The 22,253-nt window shown below is 61.6% G+C and carries 17 protein-coding genes and 2 pseudogenes; 8 read left to right on the forward strand and 11 right to left on the reverse strand.

The features are described 5' to 3' along the window. Nucleotides 1-14: 14 nt before the first annotated feature. The 4 genes from ACTG2O_RS02345 to ACTG2O_RS02360 form a co-directional block, all read right to left on the reverse strand. Nucleotides 15-1,234 (reverse strand): IS3 family transposase gene (locus ACTG2O_RS02345; protein WP_439975195.1). Its coding sequence is split into 2 segments (ribosomal slippage): nucleotides 15-886 and nucleotides 886-1,234, totalling 1,221 coding nucleotides; the frame shifts between segments, so codons are not numbered across the junction. 110 nt (nucleotides 1,235-1,344) lie between these two features. After that, entirely contained in the window at nucleotides 1,345-2,349 is a 1,005-nt protein-coding gene (gene gpsA, locus ACTG2O_RS02350; RefSeq protein WP_439975291.1) for an NAD(P)H-dependent glycerol-3-phosphate dehydrogenase, read from the reverse strand. A gap of 2 nt (nucleotides 2,350-2,351) precedes the next feature. Further along, entirely contained in the window at nucleotides 2,352-2,822 is a 471-nt protein-coding gene (secB, locus tag ACTG2O_RS02355; RefSeq protein WP_042054222.1) for a protein-export chaperone SecB, read from the reverse strand. Between the two features lie 50 nt (nucleotides 2,823-2,872). Then, on the reverse strand, nucleotides 2,873-3,304 hold the full coding sequence (locus ACTG2O_RS02360) for a rhodanese-like domain-containing protein (protein WP_005340640.1): 432 nt from the start codon (nucleotides 3,302-3,304) through the stop codon (nucleotides 2,873-2,875). 246 nt (nucleotides 3,305-3,550) lie between these two features. Here ACTG2O_RS02360 and gpmM point away from each other — a divergent pair, with 246 nt between their 5' ends. Together gpmM and envC are read left to right on the forward strand one after the other, a co-directional pair. Continuing rightward, complete coding sequence (gene gpmM, locus ACTG2O_RS02365; protein WP_005356867.1) at nucleotides 3,551-5,080, forward strand: 2,3-bisphosphoglycerate-independent phosphoglycerate mutase; 1,530 nt, start codon at nucleotides 3,551-3,553, stop codon at nucleotides 5,078-5,080. A gap of 9 nt (nucleotides 5,081-5,089) precedes the next feature. Continuing rightward, nucleotides 5,090-6,442: a murein hydrolase activator EnvC gene (gene envC / locus ACTG2O_RS02370; protein ID WP_019445047.1), complete on the forward strand. Its 1,353-nt coding sequence runs from the start codon at nucleotides 5,090-5,092 to the stop codon at nucleotides 6,440-6,442. 132 nt (nucleotides 6,443-6,574) lie between these two features. Here the strand turns inward: envC and ACTG2O_RS02375 are convergent, their stop codons facing one another. Beyond that, on the reverse strand, nucleotides 6,575-7,225 hold the full coding sequence (locus tag ACTG2O_RS02375) for a Qnr family pentapeptide repeat protein (protein WP_236285177.1): 651 nt from the start codon (nucleotides 7,223-7,225) through the stop codon (nucleotides 6,575-6,577). Between the two features lie 89 nt (nucleotides 7,226-7,314). Here ACTG2O_RS02375 and ACTG2O_RS02380 point away from each other — a divergent pair, with 89 nt between their 5' ends. Then, nucleotides 7,315-8,322: a substrate-binding domain-containing protein gene (locus tag ACTG2O_RS02380; RefSeq protein ID WP_236285176.1), complete on the forward strand. Its 1,008-nt coding sequence runs from the start codon at nucleotides 7,315-7,317 to the stop codon at nucleotides 8,320-8,322. A gap of 85 nt (nucleotides 8,323-8,407) precedes the next feature. On the opposite strand, the gene ACTG2O_RS02385 is transcribed toward ACTG2O_RS02380, so the two are convergent. Genes ACTG2O_RS02385 through ACTG2O_RS02395 form a run of 3 tightly spaced genes read right to left on the reverse strand, consistent with a single transcriptional unit; the run spans nucleotide 8,408 to nucleotide 11,361 of the window. Then, on the reverse strand, nucleotides 8,408-9,049 hold the full coding sequence (locus tag ACTG2O_RS02385; RefSeq protein ID WP_005342660.1) for a bifunctional 4-hydroxy-2-oxoglutarate aldolase/2-dehydro-3-deoxy-phosphogluconate aldolase: 642 nt from the start codon (nucleotides 9,047-9,049) through the stop codon (nucleotides 8,408-8,410). Between the two features lie 9 nt (nucleotides 9,050-9,058). Then, complete coding sequence (gene edd, locus ACTG2O_RS02390; RefSeq protein WP_021230776.1) at nucleotides 9,059-10,855, reverse strand: phosphogluconate dehydratase; 1,797 nt, start codon at nucleotides 10,853-10,855, stop codon at nucleotides 9,059-9,061. After that, nucleotides 10,852-11,361: a gluconokinase gene (locus ACTG2O_RS02395; protein ID WP_005340649.1), complete on the reverse strand. Its 510-nt coding sequence runs from the start codon at nucleotides 11,359-11,361 to the stop codon at nucleotides 10,852-10,854. Before ACTG2O_RS02395 ends, edd begins: the two co-directional genes overlap by 4 nt. Before the next feature lie 245 nt (nucleotides 11,362-11,606). On the opposite strand from ACTG2O_RS02395, the gene gntU reads away from it, so the two are divergent. From gntU to ACTG2O_RS02415, 4 genes and pseudogenes are all read left to right on the forward strand, one after another. Next, entirely contained in the window at nucleotides 11,607-12,947 is a 1,341-nt protein-coding gene (gene gntU / locus ACTG2O_RS02400) for a gluconate transporter (protein ID WP_069527617.1), read from the forward strand. 150 nt (nucleotides 12,948-13,097) lie between these two features. Continuing rightward, nucleotides 13,098-14,447 carry a CDP-diacylglycerol--serine O-phosphatidyltransferase gene (pssA, locus tag ACTG2O_RS02405; RefSeq protein WP_005342654.1) on the forward strand — a complete coding sequence of 450 codons (1,350 nt, stop codon included), beginning with the start codon at nucleotides 13,098-13,100 and terminating at the stop codon, nucleotides 14,445-14,447. 190 nt (nucleotides 14,448-14,637) lie between these two features. After that, nucleotides 14,638-16,706: pseudogene (gene recG, locus ACTG2O_RS02410) on the forward strand (ATP-dependent DNA helicase RecG). A gap of 143 nt (nucleotides 16,707-16,849) precedes the next feature. Then, nucleotides 16,850-18,965, forward strand: a pseudogene (locus ACTG2O_RS02415) (AsmA family protein). Nucleotides 18,966-19,019: 54 nt separating this feature from the next. On the opposite strand, the gene ACTG2O_RS02420 reads toward ACTG2O_RS02415, so the two are convergent. Beyond that, a complete protein-coding gene (locus ACTG2O_RS02420; RefSeq protein ID WP_167557315.1) occupies nucleotides 19,020-19,928 on the reverse strand; it encodes a bifunctional GNAT family N-acetyltransferase/hotdog fold thioesterase in 909 nt (302 codons plus the stop codon). Nucleotides 19,929-20,098: 170 nt separating this feature from the next. On the opposite strand from ACTG2O_RS02420, the gene ACTG2O_RS02425 reads away from it, so the two are divergent. Then, a complete protein-coding gene (locus ACTG2O_RS02425; protein ID WP_439976645.1) occupies nucleotides 20,099-20,779 on the forward strand; it encodes a spermidine synthase in 681 nt (226 codons plus the stop codon). On the opposite strand, the gene dtd is transcribed toward ACTG2O_RS02425, so the two are convergent. Further along, nucleotides 20,768-21,205, reverse strand: coding sequence for a D-aminoacyl-tRNA deacylase (gene dtd / locus ACTG2O_RS02430; protein WP_005340662.1), 438 nt, complete (start codon nucleotides 21,203-21,205; stop codon nucleotides 20,768-20,770). The genes ACTG2O_RS02425 and dtd overlap by 12 nt on opposite strands. Before the next feature lie 86 nt (nucleotides 21,206-21,291). After that, on the reverse strand, nucleotides 21,292-22,164 hold the full coding sequence (locus ACTG2O_RS02435) for a virulence factor BrkB family protein (RefSeq protein ID WP_005340664.1): 873 nt from the start codon (nucleotides 22,162-22,164) through the stop codon (nucleotides 21,292-21,294). Nucleotides 22,165-22,253: the final 89 nt, after the last annotated feature.

Consider the following 22,253-nt stretch of genomic DNA (forward strand, 5'->3'; position numbering starts at 1 on the left):
TAGCTTTGCTCCACTCAGAACCCCCTATGTACCGCATCGGGGGTTCTGTATTTCAACGCATGATGCGGCCGCTCCGCGTTGTAAATATCCACTGCTTCACGCACCATTTCCCGCGCTTGCGTCAAATCCTGCGGGCTTTGCAACAATAACTCTCCTTTCAAAATCCCGTTCACCCGCTCCGCCAACGCATTCTGGTAGCAGTCATACCCATCCGTCATCGAGCATTTCACCCCGTACCGTTCATGTAATGACTGATACAGCCCAGAGCAATACTGCACGCCGCGGTCAGAGTGATGGATGAGTTCACCGCCGCCACGTCGTTGCTTCAGTGCTTTCTTGAACGCCATCGCCACCGATTCGGCGTGCATCCCTTCGTGCACGTGATGGCCCACTATCTTGCGTGAGTAGGCATCCGTCACCAGGCTCAGGTACAGCGGCCCGCTTCTGGCTGGCAGATAGGTGATATCAGCGACCCAGACCTGCTCCGGGGCCACCGGTGTGACCTGCTCTGGCCCCGCCTTGAGCAAGTTGGGATGACGGTAGAAACGGTGAAAACTGTGGGTGGTCTTGTGATACGCCCGCCTGGGCTGCACCAGCAGGCGGTGCTCGGCCAATATCTGAAACAGCCTGTCCCGCCCGACCTTGAGCCCGCCATCATCCTGACCCTGCAGCAGATAATGCAGCTTGCGAGTGCCCACCCGCGGTTGTCGCAGTCGAACCTGACGCACAAAACGCACCACTTGCAATCCCTGTGCATGGCGCTCGTCGGCGACCCGATTGCGCTTGTAGTAAGCCTGCCGGCTTATCCCCAGAAACAGGCAAGCCCTGACAATGGTCAGCCTCTCGACTTGCCGCTGCGAGAGGACTTGCCGGGTCGCTTTTTTACGATGGAGACGCCGTAGTCATTCTTCAGTACATCGACGACGGCCTCAAAGAACTGGGCCTTCTGACTCATCAACGCCAGCTGTTGCTCAAGTTCCTTGATGCGCTGTTCGGGCGTCTGATTGTCGTGGTCAGGCATGGTGATGCTCCTGCCGGCACGCACAGAAGCCCCCTGGCTCCAATCTTGCCGACCATGTTTACGCAACCATACCAGAACGGTGGAGCGGCCCTGAATGCCATAACGCACCTGAGCCTGTTTGTAGGTGAGCTCGCCTTTTTCAATCTGCTCGACCAGCGCCAGTTTAAAAGTCAGCGAGTAATCGCGCTGTGTCCGTTTCACACCTTGTCCCATCGGGCTCTCCATTTATTGGGGGGAAAGGTGTAAACCATATTCAGGACGGGACAGGCGCAAAGAAAAGGCCCCGCCATCCGGCGGGGCCTTTTGCATGGGCAATCGGCCGATTACTCGTCCTTTTTGTCTCGCGACAGCAGGGCGATGGCCGCCTCTTTCGGGTTCTTACCCTCGTAGAGCACCTTGAAGATCTGCTCGCAGATGGGCATCTCGACGCCGCAGCGGGCCGCCAGCAAATGCACCTCTTTGGTGTTGCGATACCCCTCCACCACCTGACCGATCTCGGTCATGGCGGTGTTCACATCCTTGCCAGCCCCGAGGGCCAGCCCGAAGCGACGGTTGCGCGACTGGTTGTCGGTACAGGTGAGCACCAGATCCCCGAGCCCCGCCATCCCCATAAAGGTTTTGGCATCGGCACCCAGCGCCGCACCCAGACGCTGCATCTCTACCAGACCCCGGGTGATGAGCGCGGTTCTGGCATTGGCGCCAAACCCGAGCCCGTCGGAGAGACCGGCACCGATGGCGATGACGTTCTTCACCGCCCCACCCAGCTGCAGACCGACGAAGTCCGGATTGGTATAGACCCGGAACGAGCGGCCACAGTGCAGCAGGTGGGAGAGATCGTCGGCGAACTCGTCGTGAGTCGAGGCGACCGAGATGGCGGTCGGCAGACCGGCAGCCAGCTCCTTGGCGAAGGTGGGACCGGAGATCACCGCCAGCGGCATCTCGTCACCCAGCACTTCACGGGCCACATCCTGCAGCAGACGGCCACTGTCCGGCTCCAGACCCTTGGTGGCCCAGGCGATACGGGTATCGGGGCGCAAGAAGGGCTTGATCCGGGTCAGCACATCGCCAAATACATGGCTCGGCACGACCAGCAGCAGCACGGGGGCAGCCTGTACCGCACGTTGCAGATCCGCAGTTAGCTGCAGATCGGCAGGAAAAGGGACATCAGGCAGAAAAGCCTTGTTGCTGCGGTCTTGTTCCAGCTCGGCGACATGAGCAGGGTCGTGACCCCACAGCAGGGTCGGATGACCGTTGCGCGCCAGAGAAATGGCAAGGGCGGAGCCATAAGACCCCGCCCCCAAGACCGAGATAGCGATCTGGTCAGCCATTATCAGGCTTCCGCAGTCGCCTGCTGGGCCTGTGCTTGCGCCATGTGCTGGGCAAACAGGGCATCGAAGTTGACCGGTGCCAGGTTCAGCTGCGGGAAGGACCCCTTGCTCACCATGTTGGCCACGGCTTCGCGGGCATACGGGAACAGGATGTTCGGGCAGAAGGCAGCCAGGCAGTGAGCCAGTTGCGGCTCCGGCAGGTTACCGATGGTGAAGATACCAGCTTGCTGTACTTCGCACAGGAAGGCGGTTTCGGTTTCCAGTTTGCAAGTCACGGTCAGGGTCAGGACAACCTCGTACACGCTCTCAGCCAGGATGTTGGTCTTGGTATCCATATCCAGCTTGACGTCCGGCTGCCACTCTTTCTGGAAGATGTGCGGGGTGTTCGGCGCTTCGAAAGAGACATCCTTGGTGTAAACACGCTGGATGTGGAATTCCGGTTGTACTTCCTGGTTGTTGATCTCGTCAGCCATTTCGTTTGATTCCTTGTTATATGGATAAGTGGGCTCAGGCCCTGCTTAAATCAGCGTTTCTTGGTTACCGGCAGATTTTCTGCACGCCATTGGGCCATGCCACCGCCGAGCACATAAACCTGCTTGAAGCCAGCTTTGCTCAACTGACGGCCCGCGCCGCCCGCAGTCATTCCCGACTCGCACACCACTATGATGGGGGCATCTTTATGCTTTTCAACCGGGCCCAGATTATTGCTCTGGATCTGGGTCAGCGGCAGGTGCTGGGCACCGGCCAGATGGCCCTTGGCATACTCTTCCTGACTGCGAATATCCACCACGGTGGCATTCTCGCGGTTGATCAGCAGGGTCGCGGTGTGATTGTTGACGGTTTTTACCGGAGACAAACGGGCACGCACAGTGGTGTAAACCAGGGTGCCAGCCAGACCCAACCAGGCTGCGGTCAGCAGCGGGTTACGGGCCGCAAAATCCAAATACTCTTGCATCTTCTACTATCCAGGGACCAAGACAAGGGCCCGAGTATACATGGGGGTATTGATAAGATCAGCCATCTTGGCGGCAAAGCGCGAGCAGGCTCCCATCATCATTGGGCAGCGAGCATGGCAGGAAGGGCGTGGCTTGCGGGGCCGCGGGAGCGCCCCTTGGCTATCAGGTGACTATTTCGGCAGATGTAGTAATATTACGCTAGTTTCATTTCCCGCATTTTTTCCAATCCGAGAGGACATAGTCTTATGTCAACAGCTAAGAAACCTTTGGTTCTGGTCATCATGGACGGTTGGGGCTACAGCACCAAGCAAGAGCACAACGCCGTCGCTGCCGCCAAGACTCCCAACCTCGATCGTCTGGCCCGTGACTACACCAGCACCCTGATCTCCGGCTCCGGTCTGGATGTCGGTCTGCCGGATGGCCAGATGGGCAACTCTGAAGTAGGCCACGTCAACATCGGTGCCGGTCGCATCGTCTATCAGGAGCTGACCCGCATCTCCAAAGACATCCAGGACGGTGAATTCTTCCAGAACGTCGAGCTGGCCAAGGCTGTTGACGCTGCCGTGACCAACGGCAAAGCCGTTCACATCATGGGCCTGATGTCCCCGGGTGGCGTACACAGCCACGAAGAGCACATCATGGGCATGATCGAAATGGCCGCCAAGCGTGGTGCCGAGAAGATCTATCTGCACGCCTTCCTGGATGGCCGCGACGTTCCGCCGCGCTCCGCCCAGTCCTCCATCGAGCTGTTCGACGCCCTGTTCGCCAAGCTGGGCAAGGGTCGTTTCGCCTCCATGATCGGTCGTTACTTCGCCATGGACCGTGACAACCGCTGGGATCGCGTGCAGCAAGCCTATGACCTGATGACCCAGGGCAAGGGCGAGTTCACCGCCGAGAGCGCCACCGAAGCGCTGGCTGCCGCCTATGCCCGCGACGAGAACGACGAGTTCGTCAAAGCGACCCGCATCGGCGAAGCTGCCCCGATGGAAGATGGCGATGCGCTGATTTTCATGAACTTCCGTGCCGACCGTGCCCGTGAAATCACCCGCGCCTTCGTTGACACCGACTTCACCGGCTTCGCCCGTGCAGTCGAGCCGAAGCTGAACTTCGTGATGCTGACCGAATACGCGGCCGACATCAAAACCGCCTGTGCCTACCCGCCGACCGCTCTGGTCAACACCCTGGGTGAGTGGCTGGCCAAGCAGGGCAAGACCCAGCTGCGCATCTCCGAAACCGAGAAGTATGCTCACGTTACCTTCTTCTTCAACGGTGGCGAAGAGTCCTGCTTCACCGGCGAAGATCGCGAGATCGTGGCCAGCCCGAAAGTGGCGACCTATGACCTGCAGCCGGAGATGAGCTCCGAAGAGCTGACCGACAAGCTGGTTGCGGCCATCAAGAGCGGCAAGTACGACGTCATCATCTGTAACTACCCGAATGGCGACATGGTTGGCCACACCGGTGTGTTCGATGCCGCCGTCAAAGCCTGTGAAGCCGTTGACCACTGCATCGGCCGTGTGACCGACGCCCTGGCCGAAGTGGGTGGCGAGTGCCTGATCACTGCCGACCACGGCAACGCCGAGAAGATGCTGGACGAAGAGACTGGTCAGGCCCACACTGCCCACACCAATCTGCCGGTTCCGCTCATCTATTTCGGTCGCAAAGCCGAGGTAGTTGAAGGTGGCAAACTGTCCGATCTGGCCCCCACCATGCTGACCCTGATGGGTCTGCCGGTGCCGCCGGAAATGACTGGCAAGCCCCTGATGATTCTGAAATAATCCTTCCCCATGCGGGGATGCGAAGTTATTTCACAGAAAACCAGTCGCGTCGGCCTGTTGGCCGGCGCGCTGTTTTTTTGCCTGTTGTTTGGCGCCAGCAAATCGGCTTTGGCCGCCAATCAGCAGCTGGGCACCATGCAGTCCCAGATCAAAGAGCAACAGAAGACCATCAAGCTCAGCAAGCAGGAGCTTGCCAAGCTCAATACCCAGCTCAAGGCTGACGAGCAGGCCATCTCGGCCGCCGCCGCCAAACTCAACCAGACCAGACAGCAGTTGAAGCAGAACCAGCAGAAGCTGGCGACCCTGCAAAAAGACAAGCTGGCGCTGGAAGTTCAAGCCAAACATCAAAAGCAGTTGCTGGCCAAACAGGCGGAGAGCGCCTTTCAGGCGGGCAACCACGACTACCTGAAACTGCTGCTCAATCAGCAGGATCCGGCCAAACTGAGCCGCTCCCTCGACTACTACGACTACCTCAACAAGGCCCGCATCGAGGCCATCGACGCCCTGCGCGTCACCCGCGACAAGCTGGCGAAAAACCAGCAGGCAACCAAAGAGACCGAAACCAGACTGCAGACCCTGCTTGCCGAACAGCAGGAGCATCACCAGACCCTGCTGGCCAGCCAGCAGAGCCGGGCCAAGGTGCGCAACCAGTTGCAGCAGTCGGTACAGGATGACGAGCAGAAGCTCACCAAGCTGGTCAAGGCGGAGAAGGCGCTGAAAGCCCGGCTGGAAGAGCTGCGCCGCCAGCGGGAAGAGCAGGAGCGCCGCGAACGGGCCGAACGGGAGCGGCTGGCCAAGCTGAAAGCGGAACAGGAGCGTCAGCGCAAGCTGGCCGAGCAGCGCCGCGCCGAGCAACAACGACTTGCCGCCCAGCAGAACAAAACCGTCAAACCGGCAGAACCGGTCGAAGAGATGTCCAGTACCAAACCGGAGCGAGGCTCGGGGATTGGGACCGCAGGTTACTACAGCGGGCTCAAGACCAATGGCAGCCTGCGCTGGCCGGTACAGGGGCCGATCCTCATCGCCTACGGCTCGCCGCGCACCGCCCAGCTCAAGTGGAAAGGCACCCTGATCGGCGCCAGCGAAGGAACCCAGGTCAAGGCGGTCGCGCCGGGCCAGGTGGTTTACGCCGACTGGCTCGATGGCTTCGGTATGCTGCTGGTAATCGATCACGGTAAGGGCTATATGAGCCTCTACGGTCACAATCAGTCGCTGCTGCGTCAGGTTGGCCAGAATGTGGAACAGGGTGAACCGGTGGCGCTGGTCGGTGACAGTGGCGGTCAGGACAGACCGGGCCTCTACTTCGAAATTCGCTATCAGGGCGAGGCGATCAACCCGACCAAATGGCTGGCCAGGGGTTGAGTCAACCCGGCCGACAAACGCATCACACGCTCACAACAACAGCCTGCCTCACGCAGGCTTTTGTCGTTTCAGGAGTACAGCAACCCGCTGTCACCCCCATTTGATGAAAAATTACCTAATTTTTCGCTCGGCTCAGGGAAAGACAACCATACCGATCTGCTCCAGCAATACCTGCTGCTGATCCTCGTTAATTTGCACCCCTTGCAGATCGACCCGCCGCAGATCCAGCCCCGGCAGATCGCACTGGCGCAGATCGCAGCCCTGCAATTTGAAGCTGGTCCAGTCGATCTGGCCAAACTCGGAGCCGCTGAGATCGGAGCCCGCCAGCGAGGCACCAAACAGGTTGGCCCCCTGCCAACGGTTGCCGGTCAGCTCGCACTTCTCCAGCAGACAACTCTCGAAGCTGGCGTAACTGAAGTTATTGCCGGTCAGATGGGCCTCGCAGAAGTAGCATTTGGCGGTGATCTGGTTGGCGAAGCTGGCGTGGCCGAAGTTGATGCCGACCGCCTGACAGTCGCGCATCTCCAACCCCAGACACTGGCTGCGGCTGCAATCGGCCATGGTGAGATCACAGCGCAGGAAGCTGGCCTCGCGCAGATCGCAACCCTGCAACAGGCAGCCCCGTTCACTCTCCCGATCGTAGAAGCTGCAGTCGATGAAGCGGCTATCGCTCAGATCCAGCCAGGAGAAGTTGCAGCCGATAAAGCGGCACTCCGAGAACTGCTCCCCCTCCACATCCTGTTGCTCGAACCGGACATCCACGAACTGCTTGCCTCTGATCATCGGAAAACTCCTGCAAAAACGGCTTCATATGCTGACTTTATCCGCCAAAAACGGTAATGTTACATGTAACATCCACGCTGGACACCCTTATGAGCCCCACCCGCAAGCGCCGCCCCACCCTGCAAGATATCGCCGACCAGACCGGCGTGACCAAGATGACTGTCAGCCGCTATCTGCGCGACCCGCAGACCGTGGCGGAGGGGACCCGCGAGCGGATCGCGGCCGTGGTGGAAGAGCTGGGTTATATCCCCAATCGGGCGCCGGATATTCTCTCCAACGCGACCAGCAAGGCGATCGGCATCCTGATCCCCTCCCTCTCCAACCAGGTATTCTCTGCGGTGATCCATGGCATCGAGTCGGTGACCCGACCGGCTGGTTACCAGACCCTGCTGGCCCACTACGGCTACAGTCCGGAGCGGGAGGAGGAGCAAGTCGCGTCCCTGCTCTCCTATCACGTGGATGGGCTGATCCTCTCCGACAGCCAGCACACAGAGCGCACCCGCAAGATGATCGCCACCGCCGGCATTCCGGTGGTGGAGACCATGGATCTGCCGCAAACCCCCATCGACATGGTGGTCGGCATGGACCATAGAGCCGCGGCCCGGGCCATGGTAACAGATATGCTGCGCCGGGGCCGACGCAAGGTGGTCTATCTGGGGGCGCGGCTCGACGTGCGCACCCAGCTGCGGATGGAGGGGTACTATCAGGCGATGACCGACTTCGGCCTCACCGGCCAGCATCTGCTGACCGAACAATCCTCCAGCTTCACTCTGGGGGGTGAGCTGCTGGATCAGGCGCTGGTACGCTATCCCGACCTCGACGGCCTGTTCTGCACCAACGATGACCTGGCGGTGGGCGCCCTGCTGCAGTGTCAGGCAAAGTGGATCCCGGTGCCCCAGCAGATCGCCATCGCCGGTTGCAACGCTCTCGACATCGGCCACGCCATGACCCCCAAACTGGCCAGTATCGCCACCCCGCGGGAAGCGATCGGTCGGGAGGCGGCCACCATGCTGCTGGCTCGTCTCAACGGCCAATCCCAACCCGACACCCGCAAGGATATCGGCTTCTCCCTCTATGTCGGGGAGAGTCTTGGGTAATCCCTTCCCTCACCCACTTAAGTCACGCTGATAGCAAACAGGCCACCCGAGGGTGGCCTGTCTGGTTTTTCTGCACAACTGATGCTTAGCGTTTTACCAACTCAACCGCCTCGCGGGAGAGGCGGGTCACCTCTTCCCAGTTGCCGCTCTTGACCGCATCGGCCGGCAGCATCCAGGAGCCGCCGACGGTGGCGACGCACTTGAGCGCCAGATAGTCGGCCACGTTTTTCGGGCCGATACCGCCGGTCGGGCAGAACTTCACCTGGGGCAGCGGCGCGGCAATGGCGGAGAGCGCCTTGGTGCCGCCGTTCGCTTCGGCCGGGAAGAACTTCAGATGGTCATAGCCCGCTTCCAGCGCCTGCATCACTTCAGACGGGGTAGCGACGCCCGGGATCAGCGGTGCAGTGCTCTTGGCCGCGTGGGCCAGCAGGGCCGGGGTCATCCCCGGGGAGATGACGAAGCGGGCACCGGCAGCGACGGCTGCGTCAAACTGCTCGCAGTTGAGCACGGTACCGGCACCGACCATGGCATCCGGCATCGCCTTGGCGATGAGGGCGATGGCATCGAGGGCCACCGGGGTGCGCAGGGTGATTTCGAAGACAGAGATGCCGCCGTCGAGCAGCGCCTTGGCCATCGGCAGGGCCTGATCCAGCTCGTTGATAACCATCACGGGTACCAGCGGGGAGGCGGCAAACACCTCGGCCGGGGTCACTTTCCAGTTCTGCATAGCTCTTCCTTAGTCAAAGATGGTAGCGCCACACTCGGCGCTCGATACCGCGCGACGCATCACGCTGAACAGTTCACGGCCCCACCCCTCTTGTTCCAGAGTGAGGTCAATCTCGGCCTGGGTACGGCCACTCAAATCGGTCAGGCAGTCGAGGCTGCCGTTTACCGCATCAACCCGCAGCAGGTCGCCGTCAGCAAGCAGGCCGATGGCCCCGCCGTGCAGCGCTTCCGGGGTGACGTGGATGGCGGCCGGGATCTTGCCGGAGGCACCGGAGAGGCGGCCATCGGTGACCAGCGCCACCTTGTAACCCGCCTTCTGCAGGTTGCCGAGCACCGGCATCAGCTTGTGCAGCTCCGGCATACCGTTGGCGGCCGGGCCATTGTGGCGCACCACGATCACGGCATCCTGATTGAGATCGCCCGCCTTGTAGGCCGCTTCCACCGCATGCTGGGAGGAGAAGACCCGCGCCGGCGCTTCGATGACCCGATACTCGGGAGCCACGGCGGAGACCTTGACCACGGCGCGGCCCAGATTGCCCGCCAGCAGCTTGGTGCCGCCGGTGGCCTGGAATACGCTGCCGGAAGGCGACAGCACGCTCGCATCGCCGCTCTCGCCCACCGGCTGCCATACCAGCTGGCCATCGACCAATGCCGGACGGCTGAGGTAATCCTGCATCTCGCCAAAGACCGGAGTAGCGTCCATGTGGATCAGCCCCTCTTGCGCCAGACGGCGCATCAGGCCGGGCACGCCGCCCGCCTGTTCGAAGGCGTTGACGTCGGCCGGGCCGTTCGGGTACATGCGAACCAGCAGCGGCACCACGTCGGAGAGATCGCTGATGTCATCCCAGGTCAGTACCAGACCGGCCGCGCGAGCCAGCGCCACCATGTGGATACTGTGGTTGGTGCTGCCGCCGGAGGCGAGCAGGGCCACCAGACCGTTGACCAACGAGCGCTCGTCCAGCACCTCGCTCAGCGGGCGATAGGCCGGGGAACCCGGGATCATGGCGCTGATGCGGCGGGCCGCTTCGGCGGTCAGGGCGCGGCGCAACTCGCTGTGAGGATGGACGAAGGCGGAGCCCGGCAGCATCAGGCCCATGGCCTCGAACACCAGCTGGTTGGTGTTGGCGGTGCCGTAAAAAGTGCAGGTGCCCGCCGCATGGTAGGCGCCGCACTCCATCTCCAGCAGGGCGTCGCGACCCACTTCACCGGCAGCGTACTTCTGACGCACCTTCACCTTCTCGTCATTGCTGATGCCGCTCGCCATGGGGCCCGCCGGTACGAATGCAGTCGGCAGGTGAGCGTGGGAGAGGGCCCCCATGATCTGACCCGGAGCTATCTTGTCGCAGATGCCGAGCAGCAGGGTGGCATCGAAGGTGTTGTGAGAGAGCGACAGCGCGGTCGCCTGGGCGATCAGGTCGCGGGAGAAGAGGGACATGTCCATTCCCGGCTGACCCTGAGTCACACCATCGCACATGGCGGGCACGCCACCGGCAACCTGAGCACTGTGGCCCAGCTCGGCCAGTACCGCCTTGATCTGATCCGGATAGCCCTGATAGGGCTGATGGGCGCTCAACATATCGTTGTAGGCGGTGACGATGCCGACGTTGGCACGGGTCATATCGAGAATGCGACCCTTCTCGTCACTGCTGCAGGCAGCCACGGCGTGAGCCAGGTTGCCACAGGCCAGCGCGGCGCGGGTCTTGCCCTGCTCGGCCTGACGCTGGATGCGGGCCAGAAATGCCTGACGACGGGCGACACTGCGCTCGCGGATGCGGGCGGTGACGTCGGAAATTACCTGATGAATCATTGGGCTTGCTCCAATGCTGTGACGGCGCGGTCAACCACCTGTTCGAAGGTGCCGTCTATATCAATGTGGAATACACCGGCTTCGCCATCCGGGCGCTCCAGGGTATCGAACTGACTTTGTACCATGCTTTCACGCATGAAGTGGCCCTTGCGGGCACGCATCCGCTCGAGGATCAGCGGCTGGCTGCCATCGAGGAAGATGAAGCTGACCGACTCGTTGCCTTCGCGGATCTGGTCGCGGTACTTCTTTTTGAGGGCGGAACAGACAATGATGCCGGTCTCGTTCTTCTGCTCGAGACTGTAGGCGGCGTCGCGGATCCGCTCCAGCCAGGGGGCACGATCCTCATCGTTGAGGGGGTTGCCGCCAGCCATCTTCTGGATGTTGGCCTTGGGGTGCAGGTCATCACCATCGATGAACTTGGCGCCCAGCGCTTCGGCCACTTTCAGACCCACGCTGGATTTGCCGCTACCACACACACCCATCACGATAATGCACTTACCCGCCATAATTTGACCTCTGTCCCACTTTTCAAAAAACCAGCTGTTGATGGGTTCTAATCTAACACGTTACCGGTAACATGTTACCGGTAACGATTGAAAATGTGAAGTCTGCCACAGACTGAGCAAACCCATAGTCACCTGGGCATATGATGTTGAGCCCTTGCCATAAATCTAAATAAATCATAAAGATATGGTTTGCCGACGGATCGGCAAGGTGTCACGACTGAACTTGGAAAAAGGAACGCATAACAATGTCTGACCTCTCCCTGATCATGACAGCCGCCGGCTCGATTGTGCTGCTGCTCTTCCTGGTGATGAAGGCCCGGCTCCACGCCGTGGTAGCCCTGATCCTGGTCTCCATGGTGGCGGGTCTCGCCGCCGGCATGAACCCGGCCGATATCGCCGCCACCATCCAGAAAGGGATGGGTGGCACCCTCGGTTTCGTCGCGGTAGTGGTGGCGCTGGGCGCCATGTTCGGCAAGGTGATGGAAGTGACCGGTGCCCTCGACCGGGTGGCTCACACCCTGCTCGGCAAGTTCGGCGTCAAGCGCGCCAACTGGGCAATGGCCCTGACCGGCTTTGTCTGCGCCCTGCCGCTCTTCTTTGACGTGGCCGTGGTGCTGCTGATCGGCGTCGCCTTCGCCATCGTCCGTCGTGGCGGCGGCAGCGTGGTGAAGATCGGTATCGCCCTGCTGGCCGGTATCGCCACTTGCCAGGCCTTCCTTATTCCGGCGCCGGGCCCGATCCTGGTGGCTTCCCAGCTGGGTGCCGACTTCGGCTATATGATCCTGTTCGGCCTGATCGCCGCCGTGCCGGCGCTGATCCTGGCGGGCCCGCTGTTCGGTGACTTCATCAGCAAGATCGTCGATGTGCCGCTGCCTGCCGATGCCCAGAACAGCGTCCATGATGACAGCAAATCCCTGCCCTCTTTCGGGCTAGCCATGGGCCTCATCGGCCTGCCGCTGCTGCTGATCGGCCTCAAGACCATCGTCGGTCGCTTCGTCGAGGCGGGCTCCACCCTGCACAACTGGCTGGAGTTCATCGGCCACCCCTTCACCGCCATCATGGTCGCCTGTCTGGCCGCCTTCTATCTGCTGGGTATTCGCCGTGGCATGTCCCGTGACGAGGTGATGAGCGTCTGCAACAGCGCCATCCAGCCGGCGGGCGTCATCATTCTGGTGACCGGTGCCGGTGGCGTGTTCAAACAGGTGCTGGTTGATTCCGGCGTGGGTGCCGCGCTTGGCAATATGCTGGCCGACTCCGGTCTGCCCATCGTCGCACTGGCCTTTATCCTGGCGGCCGCAGTGCGCGTCATTCAGGGCTCTGCCACCGTCGCAATGCTGACCGCCTGTGGTCTGGTGCTGCCGATGCTGGAGCCGCTCGGCCTGAACGGTGCCCAGCTGGCTGCCGTCACCATCGCCATCGGTGGCGGTGCCATCGTGCTCTCCCATGTCAACGACTCCGGTTTCTGGCTGGCCAACCGTTACCTCGGCCTCACCGAGAAGCAGACCCTGCAGACCTGGACCGTGATGGAGACCATCATCGGCACCACCGGCGGCGTGATGGCGATGATCATCTACAGCTTCCTCTGACAAGGGCGAAATGCTGACAAAAAGGCCTCACTCGTGAGGCCTTTTTCATCTTTCTGATGATTCTTTCTTTGGCTGAGAGGGCGAGATTGCTAGAATCGCCTATTCATCGCTCCGAGTGGAACGCTTAACCCCGTGATTTCAGGTTTATCTATGCATTCATCGGCCCATTATCGACAACTGCTGGCGCGCCTGCCCCAGATCGCCGTCGCAGCGGATCAGTTTGAAGTGCTCTACAGCGCCCAGGATTTCAAACGCCGCATTCTCGCGCTTATCGCCAGTGCCACCCGGCGCATCTATCTGGTCGCGCTCTATCTGCAGGATGACGAAGCGGGCCGGGAGATCCTCTCCGCCCTCTACGCCGCCAAGCAGCGCAATCCGGCCCTCGACATCAAGCTGTTCGTCGACTTCCACCGTGCCCAGCGCGGCCTGATCGGCAAGGGCAAGCAGGGCGGCAACCACCTGATGTATCAGGCCATGGCTGCCGAACACGAGCACCAGATCGAAATCTACGGCGTGCCGGTCAAGGGGCGCGAGCTGCTCGGCGTGCTCCACCTCAAGGGCTTCATCTTTGATGATGTGGTGCTCTACTCCGGTGCCAGCCTCAACGACATCTACCTGCACCAGCAGGATCGCTACCGCTTCGATCGCTATCACCAGATCACCAGCCCGGAGCTGGCCCGCAGCATGGTCAACTATGTGGATGACCTGTTCGTGAAGAGCGACGCGGTGCAGCGACTGGATCACAGCGACATCCCCAGCGCCAAGCAGCTGAAGGGGCCGATCCGCCGCTTCAAGCAGAACCTGCGCCAGAGCCAGTACCGCTTCAGCACCATGCCGGTCAACACCCAGGAGGTGGCCGTCACCCCCATGGTGGGTCTGGGCAAGCGCAACAATCAGCTCAACCTGATGATCCGCAATCTGGTGCGCGCCACCGAGCGGGAGATCTTCATCTGCACCCCTTACTTCAACCCGCCCAAGGAGTTGAGCAAGGATATCGAGGATCTGCTGCAGCGCGGTTGCAAAGTCACCATCGTAGTGGGCGACAAGACCGCCAACGACTTCTTCATTCCGCCGGAAGAGAAGTTCTCCACTATCGGTGGCCTGCCCTATCTCTACGAGACCAACCTGCGCAAGTTTGCCGAGCGCAACCAGCGTCACATCGACGACGGTCGCCTCAACCTGATGCTCTGGTGTTGCGAGCGCAACTCCTACCATCTCAAGGGGATCTTCGTGGATGACGAGTGGGCCCTGCTCACCGGCAACAACCTCAACCCCCGCGCCTGGGCGCTGGATCTGGAGAACGGCCTGCTGGTACACGATCGTCGCCACCTGCTGCGTCCCCAGTTCAACGCGGAGCGGGAGAACATCCTGACCAACACCAAGCGGATCAGTCATTTCGATCAGGTGGAGCAGATCCAGGACTACCCGGAACAGGTGCGCAAGCTGCTGGGACGGATCCACCGGGTCAAGGCCCATCTGCTGCTCAAACGCATCATCTGACCCTGGGCGCCATGCGCCCGCACCTTGCCTGTTGGCAACCACACAAAGGCCTCCCGTTTTCGGCAGGCCTTTGTTATATCCGCCGTTTCCCCCGCCTTGGCGGCCCTGCCAGCAGCAACTCGGCTTGCATCGGCCCCTCAACAACCCCTATCATCTGGACATATTTACAGTGTTTTCGGGCATCTAATTGATGAAATTGGATAAAATTCCTCTCGATAGCCTCAAGGGTGTCGGCAGCAAGATGCTGGAGAAGCTCGAGCGGCTGGGGCTGGCCACAGTACAGGATCTGCTGTTCCACCTTCCCCTGCGCTACGAGGACCGCACCCAGGTGTGGCCCATCGGCGATCTGCCGCTCGGCCTGCACGGCGCCGTCGAGGGCGAAATCCAGGACACTCAGCTGGTGATGGGGCGCCGCCGCATGATGGTCTGTCGCATCAGCGATGGCACCGGCACCCTCACCTTGCGCTTTTTCAACTTCACCGCTGCCCAGAAAAACAGTCTGGCGGCGGGCCGTCTGATCCGCTGCTTTGGCGAGGTGCGCCTCGGCAAATACGGGCTGGAGATGGCCCACCCCGAGTACAAGCTGCTCGGCGAGGAGCAGGCCGGTCAGACCGAAGAGGCGCTCACCCCCGTCTACCCGACTACCGAAGGGCTGCGCCAGCTCACCCTGCGCAACCTCACCGATCAGGCGCTGGCCCAGCTCGACCTCTATGGCGTGGAGGAGCTGCTGCCCGCTGGCCTCTATCCCCACCAGATTGAGCTGGCCGCCGCCCTGAAATTGCTGCACCGTCCGCCCCCCTCGGTGGCGCTGCCGCTGCTGGAAAGCGGCCAGCACCCGGCCCAACAACGGCTGGTGCTGGAGGAGCTGCTGGCGCACAACCTCTCGGTACTCAAGGTGCGTGCTCAGGCACAAACCCAGCTGGCCCGCGCTCTCAAACCGGCGCCCGAGCTGGTCGAACAGCTGCTCGGCGCCCTGCCGTTCAAGCCCACCGGCGCCCAGAGCCGGGTAGTAGCGGAGATAAGTAAGGATCTGCAACAGAGCCACCCCATGATGCGGCTGGTGCAGGGGGATGTGGGCTCCGGCAAGACCCTGGTCGCGGCGCTGGCCGCCCTGCAGGCTATCGGCAATGGCTGTCAGGTGGGCTTGATGGCGCCGACCGAGCTGCTGGCGGAACAGCACGCCATCAACTTCGCCAAGTGGCTGGAGCCGCTCGGCATCGGAGTCGGCTGGCTGCTGGCAAACAGAAAGGCAAGGCGCGCGAAGAGTCGCTGGCGACCATCGCCGATGGCAGTGTCAAGATGGTGGTGGGCACCCACGCCATCTTTCAGGAGCAGGTGGTGTTCCAGCGCCTCGCCTTGGTCATCATCGATGAACAGCACAGATTCGGGGTGCATCAGCGCCTCGCCCTGCGGGAAAAAGGGGAGCGGGAAGGGGTACATCCCCATCAGCTGATCATGACCGCCACCCCGATCCCCCGCACCCTGGCGATGACCGCCTATGCCGACCTCGACACCTCGGTCATCGACGAACTGCCGCCGGGCCGAACCCCCATCACAACGGTGGCGCTGCCCGACAGCCGTCGCGGCGACGTGATCGAGCGGGTCAAACTCGCCTGCACCGAGGGCAAGCAGGCCTACTGGGTCTGCACCCTGATCGAGGAGTCGGAGGTGCTGGAGTGCCAAGCCGCCGAGGATACCGCCGCCGAACTGCAGACCATGCTGCCCGGCCTGCACATCGGGCTGGTGCACGGCCGGATGCGTCCGGTGGAGAAACAGCGGGTGATGGAGGAGTTCAAGGCGGGCATACTGCAACTGCTGGTCGCCACCACCGTCATCGAGGTGGGGGTGGATGTGCCCAACGCCAGCCTGATGATCATCGAGAACCCGGAGCGACTGGGACTGGCGCAGTTGCACCAGCTGCGCGGTCGGGTTGGCCGTGGTGCGGTAGCCTCTCACTGCGTGCTGCTCTATCATGCCCCCTTGTCCAAGACGGCCCAGAGCCGGCTCGGGGTGCTGCGGGAGACCAACGACGGCTTCCTCATCGCCCAGCGCGATCTGGAACTGCGCGGCCCGGGGGAACTGCTCGGCACCCGCCAGACCGGTCTGGCCGATCTCAAGATCGCCGATCTGGTGCGGGATCAGCCGCTTATTCCGCAGGTGCAAAAAATGGCGCGCTTCCTCATGGATAGGCACCCAAGCCATGTCGAACCCTTGATTCGCCGTTGGCTCGGCTTACGGGATCACTATTCCAATGCCTGATCGAAGTAGATGCAGAAGATGGGCACATGTCCTTATGGATAGGCATCCGAGTCATGTCGAACCCTTGATACGGCGCTGGCTCGGTCTGCGAGGCCACTACTCAAACGCCTGACAACACATCCCAAAACAGGAGGAAAGCAACCATGAATTCCTGGCTACGCGGCCTGCTCTACACCTTCGCCTTCCTGCTGCTGTTTGTCTGGATTGCCCTCGGCCTGTTCGACGCCGAGCGCGCCAAAGGCCCCATCGCCAGCTGGATCAGCCAGCAGACCGGTGTGCCGGTCACCATAGGACGGCTGGTATTCAACCCGCTTCACCCCTACACCCTGCTGGCGGAGCAGGTGCACTACGGCGATGCGGTCTCCCTCGACAAGATCTATCTGGAGATCGAGAGCATCGACTGGCTGAGCCGCGACGTGCGCATCGCCCATCTCGATCTCATTCGTCCCGCCATCAAGCTGCCGCTGCCCAACCAACTGCCGAACCTGCCGGTGCACTCCCTCACCATCAGTGACAGCACCATAGACCGGCTCAGTCTGGAGAGCCCCGAGCTGACCCTGCGCGGCCTCAATGCCACCCTGAGCGACTGGGAGCTGATCGATCCGAAACGGCAACCACAGGCCAACCTGAGCCTCAATATCGGCCAGCTGGAGACTCCGCAGTTCACCTTCGCCCGTCTCAACCTGCAAGGACGGCTGGAAGGAGAAGTGCTGCGCACCGACAAGCTGGTGACCAACCTGTTCGACGGTCTGCTGGAGACCGGCATGGTGCTGGACTGGCCCGCCCGCACCCTGCAACTGCATGACCTCAAGGCGCGCGGCATGCGGGTGGAGCTGGGGGATCTGACACAACAAGGCTTCCCGCAGCGCTTCCCGTTGCAAAGCGTGTCGCTGGATCGCGGTCAGCTGGACGGCGTCAGCCTCAACGACATCAATCAGGAGCTCTCCTTCAACAACTTCAGCGGCCAGCTCACCGCCTTCAACTGGCAGGCGGGCAACCAGCCCACCGGCTATCTGAGCGGCACCCTGGGCGACATGGGCCGTGGCCTGTTCCAGCTGGAGGAGATCAAGGGCAAGCTCGCCTTCTCGCCCCAGCAGATCGATAGCGAACTGCAGGGCAAGGCCTATGAAGGGGAGTTCAATGTCGAGCTCTCCCTCGATACCCAGCAGCAGAAGCTGACCCTGAAAGACGTGGCGCTAAGCGGCATGGATATCAGCCTGCCACAGGGGTGGTGGCAGGATTGGCAGGGCTGGCTCCCGCAGCAGGTCGATATCCGCAAGCTGGCGTTCGACAAGCTTAAGGTGCTCTCCTTCGACGATTCCATCCCTCTGTCGCTGACCGGCTGGCAGCTCTATCTGAGCGATCTCGCCCTGCGCGATAACCAACCCGGCCCGCTGCTCGGCCGTGCCCGTATCGAGAGCAAGTGGTTCGAGCTGGTGTGGGATGGCCTCAGCGCCCGCAACGGCGAGCTGGATGGGGAGCTGACCCCCAGCTCCTGGCAACTGGGCAAGCTCACCAGCTCGCTGCCGGATGAGGGCAGCCTCAGCATGAGCGGCCAGTGGGGCCGCGAACCAGGCCAGAGCAGCCGCCTCCAACTGCAGGCGACCAAGCTGGATCTGCAGCAATGGGGCAAGATACTCCACTCCCCGGTCTCCTTCGCTGGCAAGGCGGACGTGAGCGCCGACCTGCAAGCCGAACACGGCAAGACAGCTGGCGAGTGGCGCCAGACCCTGCAGGGCAGCTTTGCCCTCGATGCCGACGAGCCGTTCTGGGACAAGGTGAAGATCGACCCGCTGCTCGATGAGTGGTTCAAGGGGTCGACCCCGCCCACCCTGACGCCGGATCAGCTGTGGCAGGCGATGCAGGAGGGTGACACCCCCTTCTACCGCATCAAGCTGCAGGGCAAGATCGACAAGGGGCAACTACAAGTCGAGCAGGCTGGCGCCTCCACCATCACCCATCTGCTGGCGCTGCAGGGGGATCGATCTGGTCAACGAGCAGTGGCAGCTGGATCTGGGGATCCTCAACGGCAACCGCTGCGCCGAGCTGCTCGGCCAGTGGCGCGGGCCGCTGACGGAACCCACGCTGGCCTGGAGCTTCCCGCAGAAGCAGGACGCCTGCGGCTGGGAGGTGGGGGTACGCTATCCACCACAAGGCAACAGCGCCCCGCTCTGGCGACCGGCTCCCGCAACGAAAGCCCAAAACCAGGCCCAAGTGCAGACCCAAACCGGGCAGACAAGCGACAGCCAGCAAGGGTAAAAACAGACAAGGCCTCATGATGAGGCCTTGTTGTTTGATGGGGAAATGACGCGGTTACTGGCCCGGGCGGCGGGGCGGCTGCACCACGTAGTGGCCGCAGAACTCCGCCGCCAGCTTGCTGCCGCTGAACAGCTGGATCTTGAGGCTAAAAGTCGCAGGCTCGCCCCGTTTGAGCGGCTGAAGTACGGCGGGCATCCCCTCGCGGGCCACCCGCGCCTCCGGCTCCTCATCGACCGGGCCATGATATTTGATGGTGCTCTCGGCCAGCACCGGCTCGCCCACCAGCCCCTCCTCTTTAAGCTGCAACCAGATCAGCCCCCAGCCCGCCAGCACGCACTGGCTGTAGACACTGCCGGCGAACATGCTGCCATGCACGTTGAAGTTGGCCGCCAGATTGGCCTTGAGGTGGAAAGTCTGGCCATCGTAGTGGCTGATGTGCATCCCCATCTTCTCGCTGATGGGTACCCCGCGCGACCAGCGGGTGGTGAGATCCTGACACCACTCCGGCCGGTACTGGATAGTCTGCAACGGGCTCAGAGATTTGATCATCTGGCGATGGGGAATCCGGCCAAAGGAGACGGGGCCGCCCCCCACTTCGAGAAAGCCGCACTTGCGATAGAACTCCACCGCTTCCTGACGAGCGTTCATCACCAGCCGTTTCACCTTCTCGCTGCGGGCCAGCTCCTCGAGATCCTCCACCATTTTGGCGCCCAGCCCCTGGCCGCGATATTCGGGCCGCAGCGCCATAAAGCGGATCTGCGCCTCGTCGCCGCCGATAAAGAGGCGCCCCACCGCGATGGGGGTACCATCGGGTGCCAGCATCAGCCGGTGAATGGCAACCGTGTCGTATTCGTCCCGCTCGGAACCGACGGGCAGATTGAAGGGCTTACGCAGAAGCTCCCAGCGCAACTGGTAGTAGGCATCTAGCTCGGCTGCCGTTTGAGGGGTGACTACCCGATACATAAAGAGATCCTTGAGTTTGCGCCGACTGGCAGATGGAAGGGCTTACACAGACGTTTCCAGCGCAGCTTGCAGTAAGTACCCGGCTCGGCGACTGTCTGAGGGGTGACTACCCGGTACATAGTTTCATCCTTGAGTTACACTGGTCGGAAACCATCTTGCCGTGCAAATTCATGGACTTCAATCTGCAAGCGTACCAAGCCGATCACTTGTTGCACCTCAGCGTCAAACCCCAGCGCCGCCTCACGGTACAGGAAAATGACCAGCACCGCTGGCTGGAGATAGACGGCGTGGTGCAATCCGCCATGTCGCTCGCCGACCCCGCAGCTCTCTGTCTACCCCATCAGCGAGTCATCGCCTGCCTGCTGCCGGAACAGGCCACACAGATACTCGAGCTGGGTCTGGGTGGCGGCGATCTCACCCGCCATCTCTGCCAACGCTGGCCAGATGCCCGCCACGAGTGCGTTGACCTCGACGAAGAGGTGCTGACCGTTTATCAGCAGTTTTTCCAGCATCAGGAGAGCGATGAACACGCTGCTCCGGCACTCCATCAGGCCGATGCCCTCGCCTTTCTGGAGCAGAGCGAGCAGCAGTACGACCTCATCCTGCTCGATCTCTTCAGTCAGGATGGCAACCCGCTGCTGCTGTTTCAGGAGCGGCTCTACCGGGCGCTGGCCCCCCGGCTGAACGGCACTCTGGTCATCAACCTGCTGCCACGCACCGCGCTTGAGCTAACCCACGCCCTGACACTGATCGAGCAGTGTATTGGCCCGGCTACCCCCTACCCGGTCGCGGGGCTTATCAACGTGATCGTCCACGTCACACCGCGGGACGAAACATCCTCAGACCTGTAGCCAGAAGGTCGTTGGCCCCTCGTTGACCAGCGCCACCTTCATGTCGGCGGCAAAACGGCCGGTTTCGGTCGGGATGCCGCTGGCTGAAGCCTTGGCCACGAAGTAGTCATAGAGCCGCTCGGCCTCGCTCGGGTGAGCACCGCAGGAGAAGCTGGGACGCATCCCTCGCTTGGTATCCGCCGCCAGCGTGAATTGGGAGACAACCAGCAGACTGCCGCCGATCTGGCTGACATTCAGGTTCATCTTGCCCTCCTGATCCGGAAAGATGCGATAACCACTGACCCGATGCAGCAACTTGTCGGCCTTGGCCTCGTCATCCCCCTGCTCTACCCCGAGCAGTACCAGCAATCCCTGACCGATGGCGCCGGTCACCTCCCCCTCGACGGTCACGCTGGCCTCGCTGACCCGCTGAATCAATGCAATCACATCCCTCTCCTTTGAAAACAGAACGACCGCCCCCTCGCAGGGGCGGTCGTCGATGCTACCAATAAACCGATGGCCAAGGCGATGGCTTAGCCAAGCTCCTCACTCGCCGGTTTCTCATATTCACCGAGGCAGGCCGTGGTTTCAGCCCCCAGCAGCACCACCAGCCAGCTGAGATAGACCCAGACAAACAGGATCGGGATGGTGGCCAGCGCACCGTAGATGGCCTGATAGGAGGGGAAGTTGGTGATGTAGATGGCAAAGCCGCGCTTGGCCAGCTCGAACAGGGTCGCCGCTACCAGCGCGCCGATAAAGGCGTGGATCAGCCGCACCTTGCAGTTCGGCACCACGGTATAGACCAGCAGGAAGGTGAGCACCGAGAAGAGGAACGGCAAACCGCGCAACAGCAGATAACCGATACCGAACAGGCTCTCGGCGCCAAACAGCCGCAGCGAGAAGATATAGGAGGAGATGGCGATACTGGCCCCGATAAGCACGGGCCCCAGGGTCAGGATCATCCAGTACATGGCAAAGGCCTGCGCCAGCGGGCGGCCCTGGGTCGAACGCCAGATGTAGTTGAGGTTCTTGTCGATGGCGGAGATCAGCATCAGCGCCACCACCACCAGCGCCCCTATCCCCACGGCCGTGGTGTTGGTTGCATTGGCGACGAAGCCGTCGATGTACTCCTTGAGCATGTCTCCCGCAGTCGGCACAAAGTTGTGGTAGACAAACTGCTCCATCGCCTGCTTGAGGCTCTGGAACACCGGGAAGGCGGACATCATGCCAAAGACCACGGCGATCATCGGCACCAGCGAAAGCAGGGTGACATAGGCCAGATAACCGGCGGTAACCGTCAATCTGTCCTGCTGGAAACGGCCCCAGACAAACTGGGCAAAGTGGCGACCATCATGGCGCAAGAAGGAGAGGGCGTGGGCCAAACGGCCGCTGACAGGCTGCTGCATCTTGATTCTCGTTAGCGTCATAGTGGCAATATTGTGTCAGAGGAGAGCGCTGCTTGACCACCTTTGCACCCGATTTGCCTCCATATGCC

Source organism: Aeromonas sp. 61P (assembly GCF_051919545.1).
GTDB lineage: Bacteria > Pseudomonadota > Gammaproteobacteria > Enterobacterales > Aeromonadaceae > Aeromonas > Aeromonas veronii.

What these genes read in the sequence shown, in the direction of transcription:
- pssA (WP_005342654.1), top strand. Translation starts at nt 13,098, where the DNA reads ATGCATTCATCGGCCCATTATCGACAACTGCTGGCGCGCCTGCCCCAG.
- ACTG2O_RS02435 (WP_005340664.1), bottom strand. Translation starts at nt 22,164, where the DNA reads ATGCAGCAGCCTGTCAGCGGCCGTTTGGCCCACGCCCTCTCCTTCTTG.
- ACTG2O_RS02420 (WP_167557315.1), bottom strand. Translation starts at nt 19,928, where the DNA reads ATGTATCGGGTAGTCACCCCTCAAACGGCAGCCGAGCTAGATGCCTAC.
- ACTG2O_RS02375 (WP_236285177.1), bottom strand. Translation starts at nt 7,225, where the DNA reads ATGATCAGAGGCAAGCAGTTCGTGGATGTCCGGTTCGAGCAACAGGAT.
- gpsA (WP_439975291.1), bottom strand. Translation starts at nt 2,349, where the DNA reads ATGGCTGACCAGATCGCTATCTCGGTCTTGGGGGCGGGGTCTTATGGC.
- envC (WP_019445047.1), top strand. Translation starts at nt 5,090, where the DNA reads ATGCGGGGATGCGAAGTTATTTCACAGAAAACCAGTCGCGTCGGCCTG.
- gntU (WP_069527617.1), top strand. Translation starts at nt 11,607, where the DNA reads ATGTCTGACCTCTCCCTGATCATGACAGCCGCCGGCTCGATTGTGCTG.
- edd (WP_021230776.1), bottom strand. Translation starts at nt 10,855, where the DNA reads ATGATTCATCAGGTAATTTCCGACGTCACCGCCCGCATCCGCGAGCGC.
- ACTG2O_RS02385 (WP_005342660.1), bottom strand. Translation starts at nt 9,049, where the DNA reads ATGCAGAACTGGAAAGTGACCCCGGCCGAGGTGTTTGCCGCCTCCCCG.
- ACTG2O_RS02360 (WP_005340640.1), bottom strand. Translation starts at nt 3,304, where the DNA reads ATGCAAGAGTATTTGGATTTTGCGGCCCGTAACCCGCTGCTGACCGCA.
- secB (WP_042054222.1), bottom strand. Translation starts at nt 2,822, where the DNA reads ATGGCTGACGAGATCAACAACCAGGAAGTACAACCGGAATTCCACATC.
- gpmM (WP_005356867.1), top strand. Translation starts at nt 3,551, where the DNA reads ATGTCAACAGCTAAGAAACCTTTGGTTCTGGTCATCATGGACGGTTGG.
- ACTG2O_RS02425 (WP_439976645.1), top strand. Translation starts at nt 20,099, where the DNA reads ATGGACTTCAATCTGCAAGCGTACCAAGCCGATCACTTGTTGCACCTC.
- ACTG2O_RS02395 (WP_005340649.1), bottom strand. Translation starts at nt 11,361, where the DNA reads ATGGCGGGTAAGTGCATTATCGTGATGGGTGTGTGTGGTAGCGGCAAA.
- ACTG2O_RS02380 (WP_236285176.1), top strand. Translation starts at nt 7,315, where the DNA reads ATGAGCCCCACCCGCAAGCGCCGCCCCACCCTGCAAGATATCGCCGAC.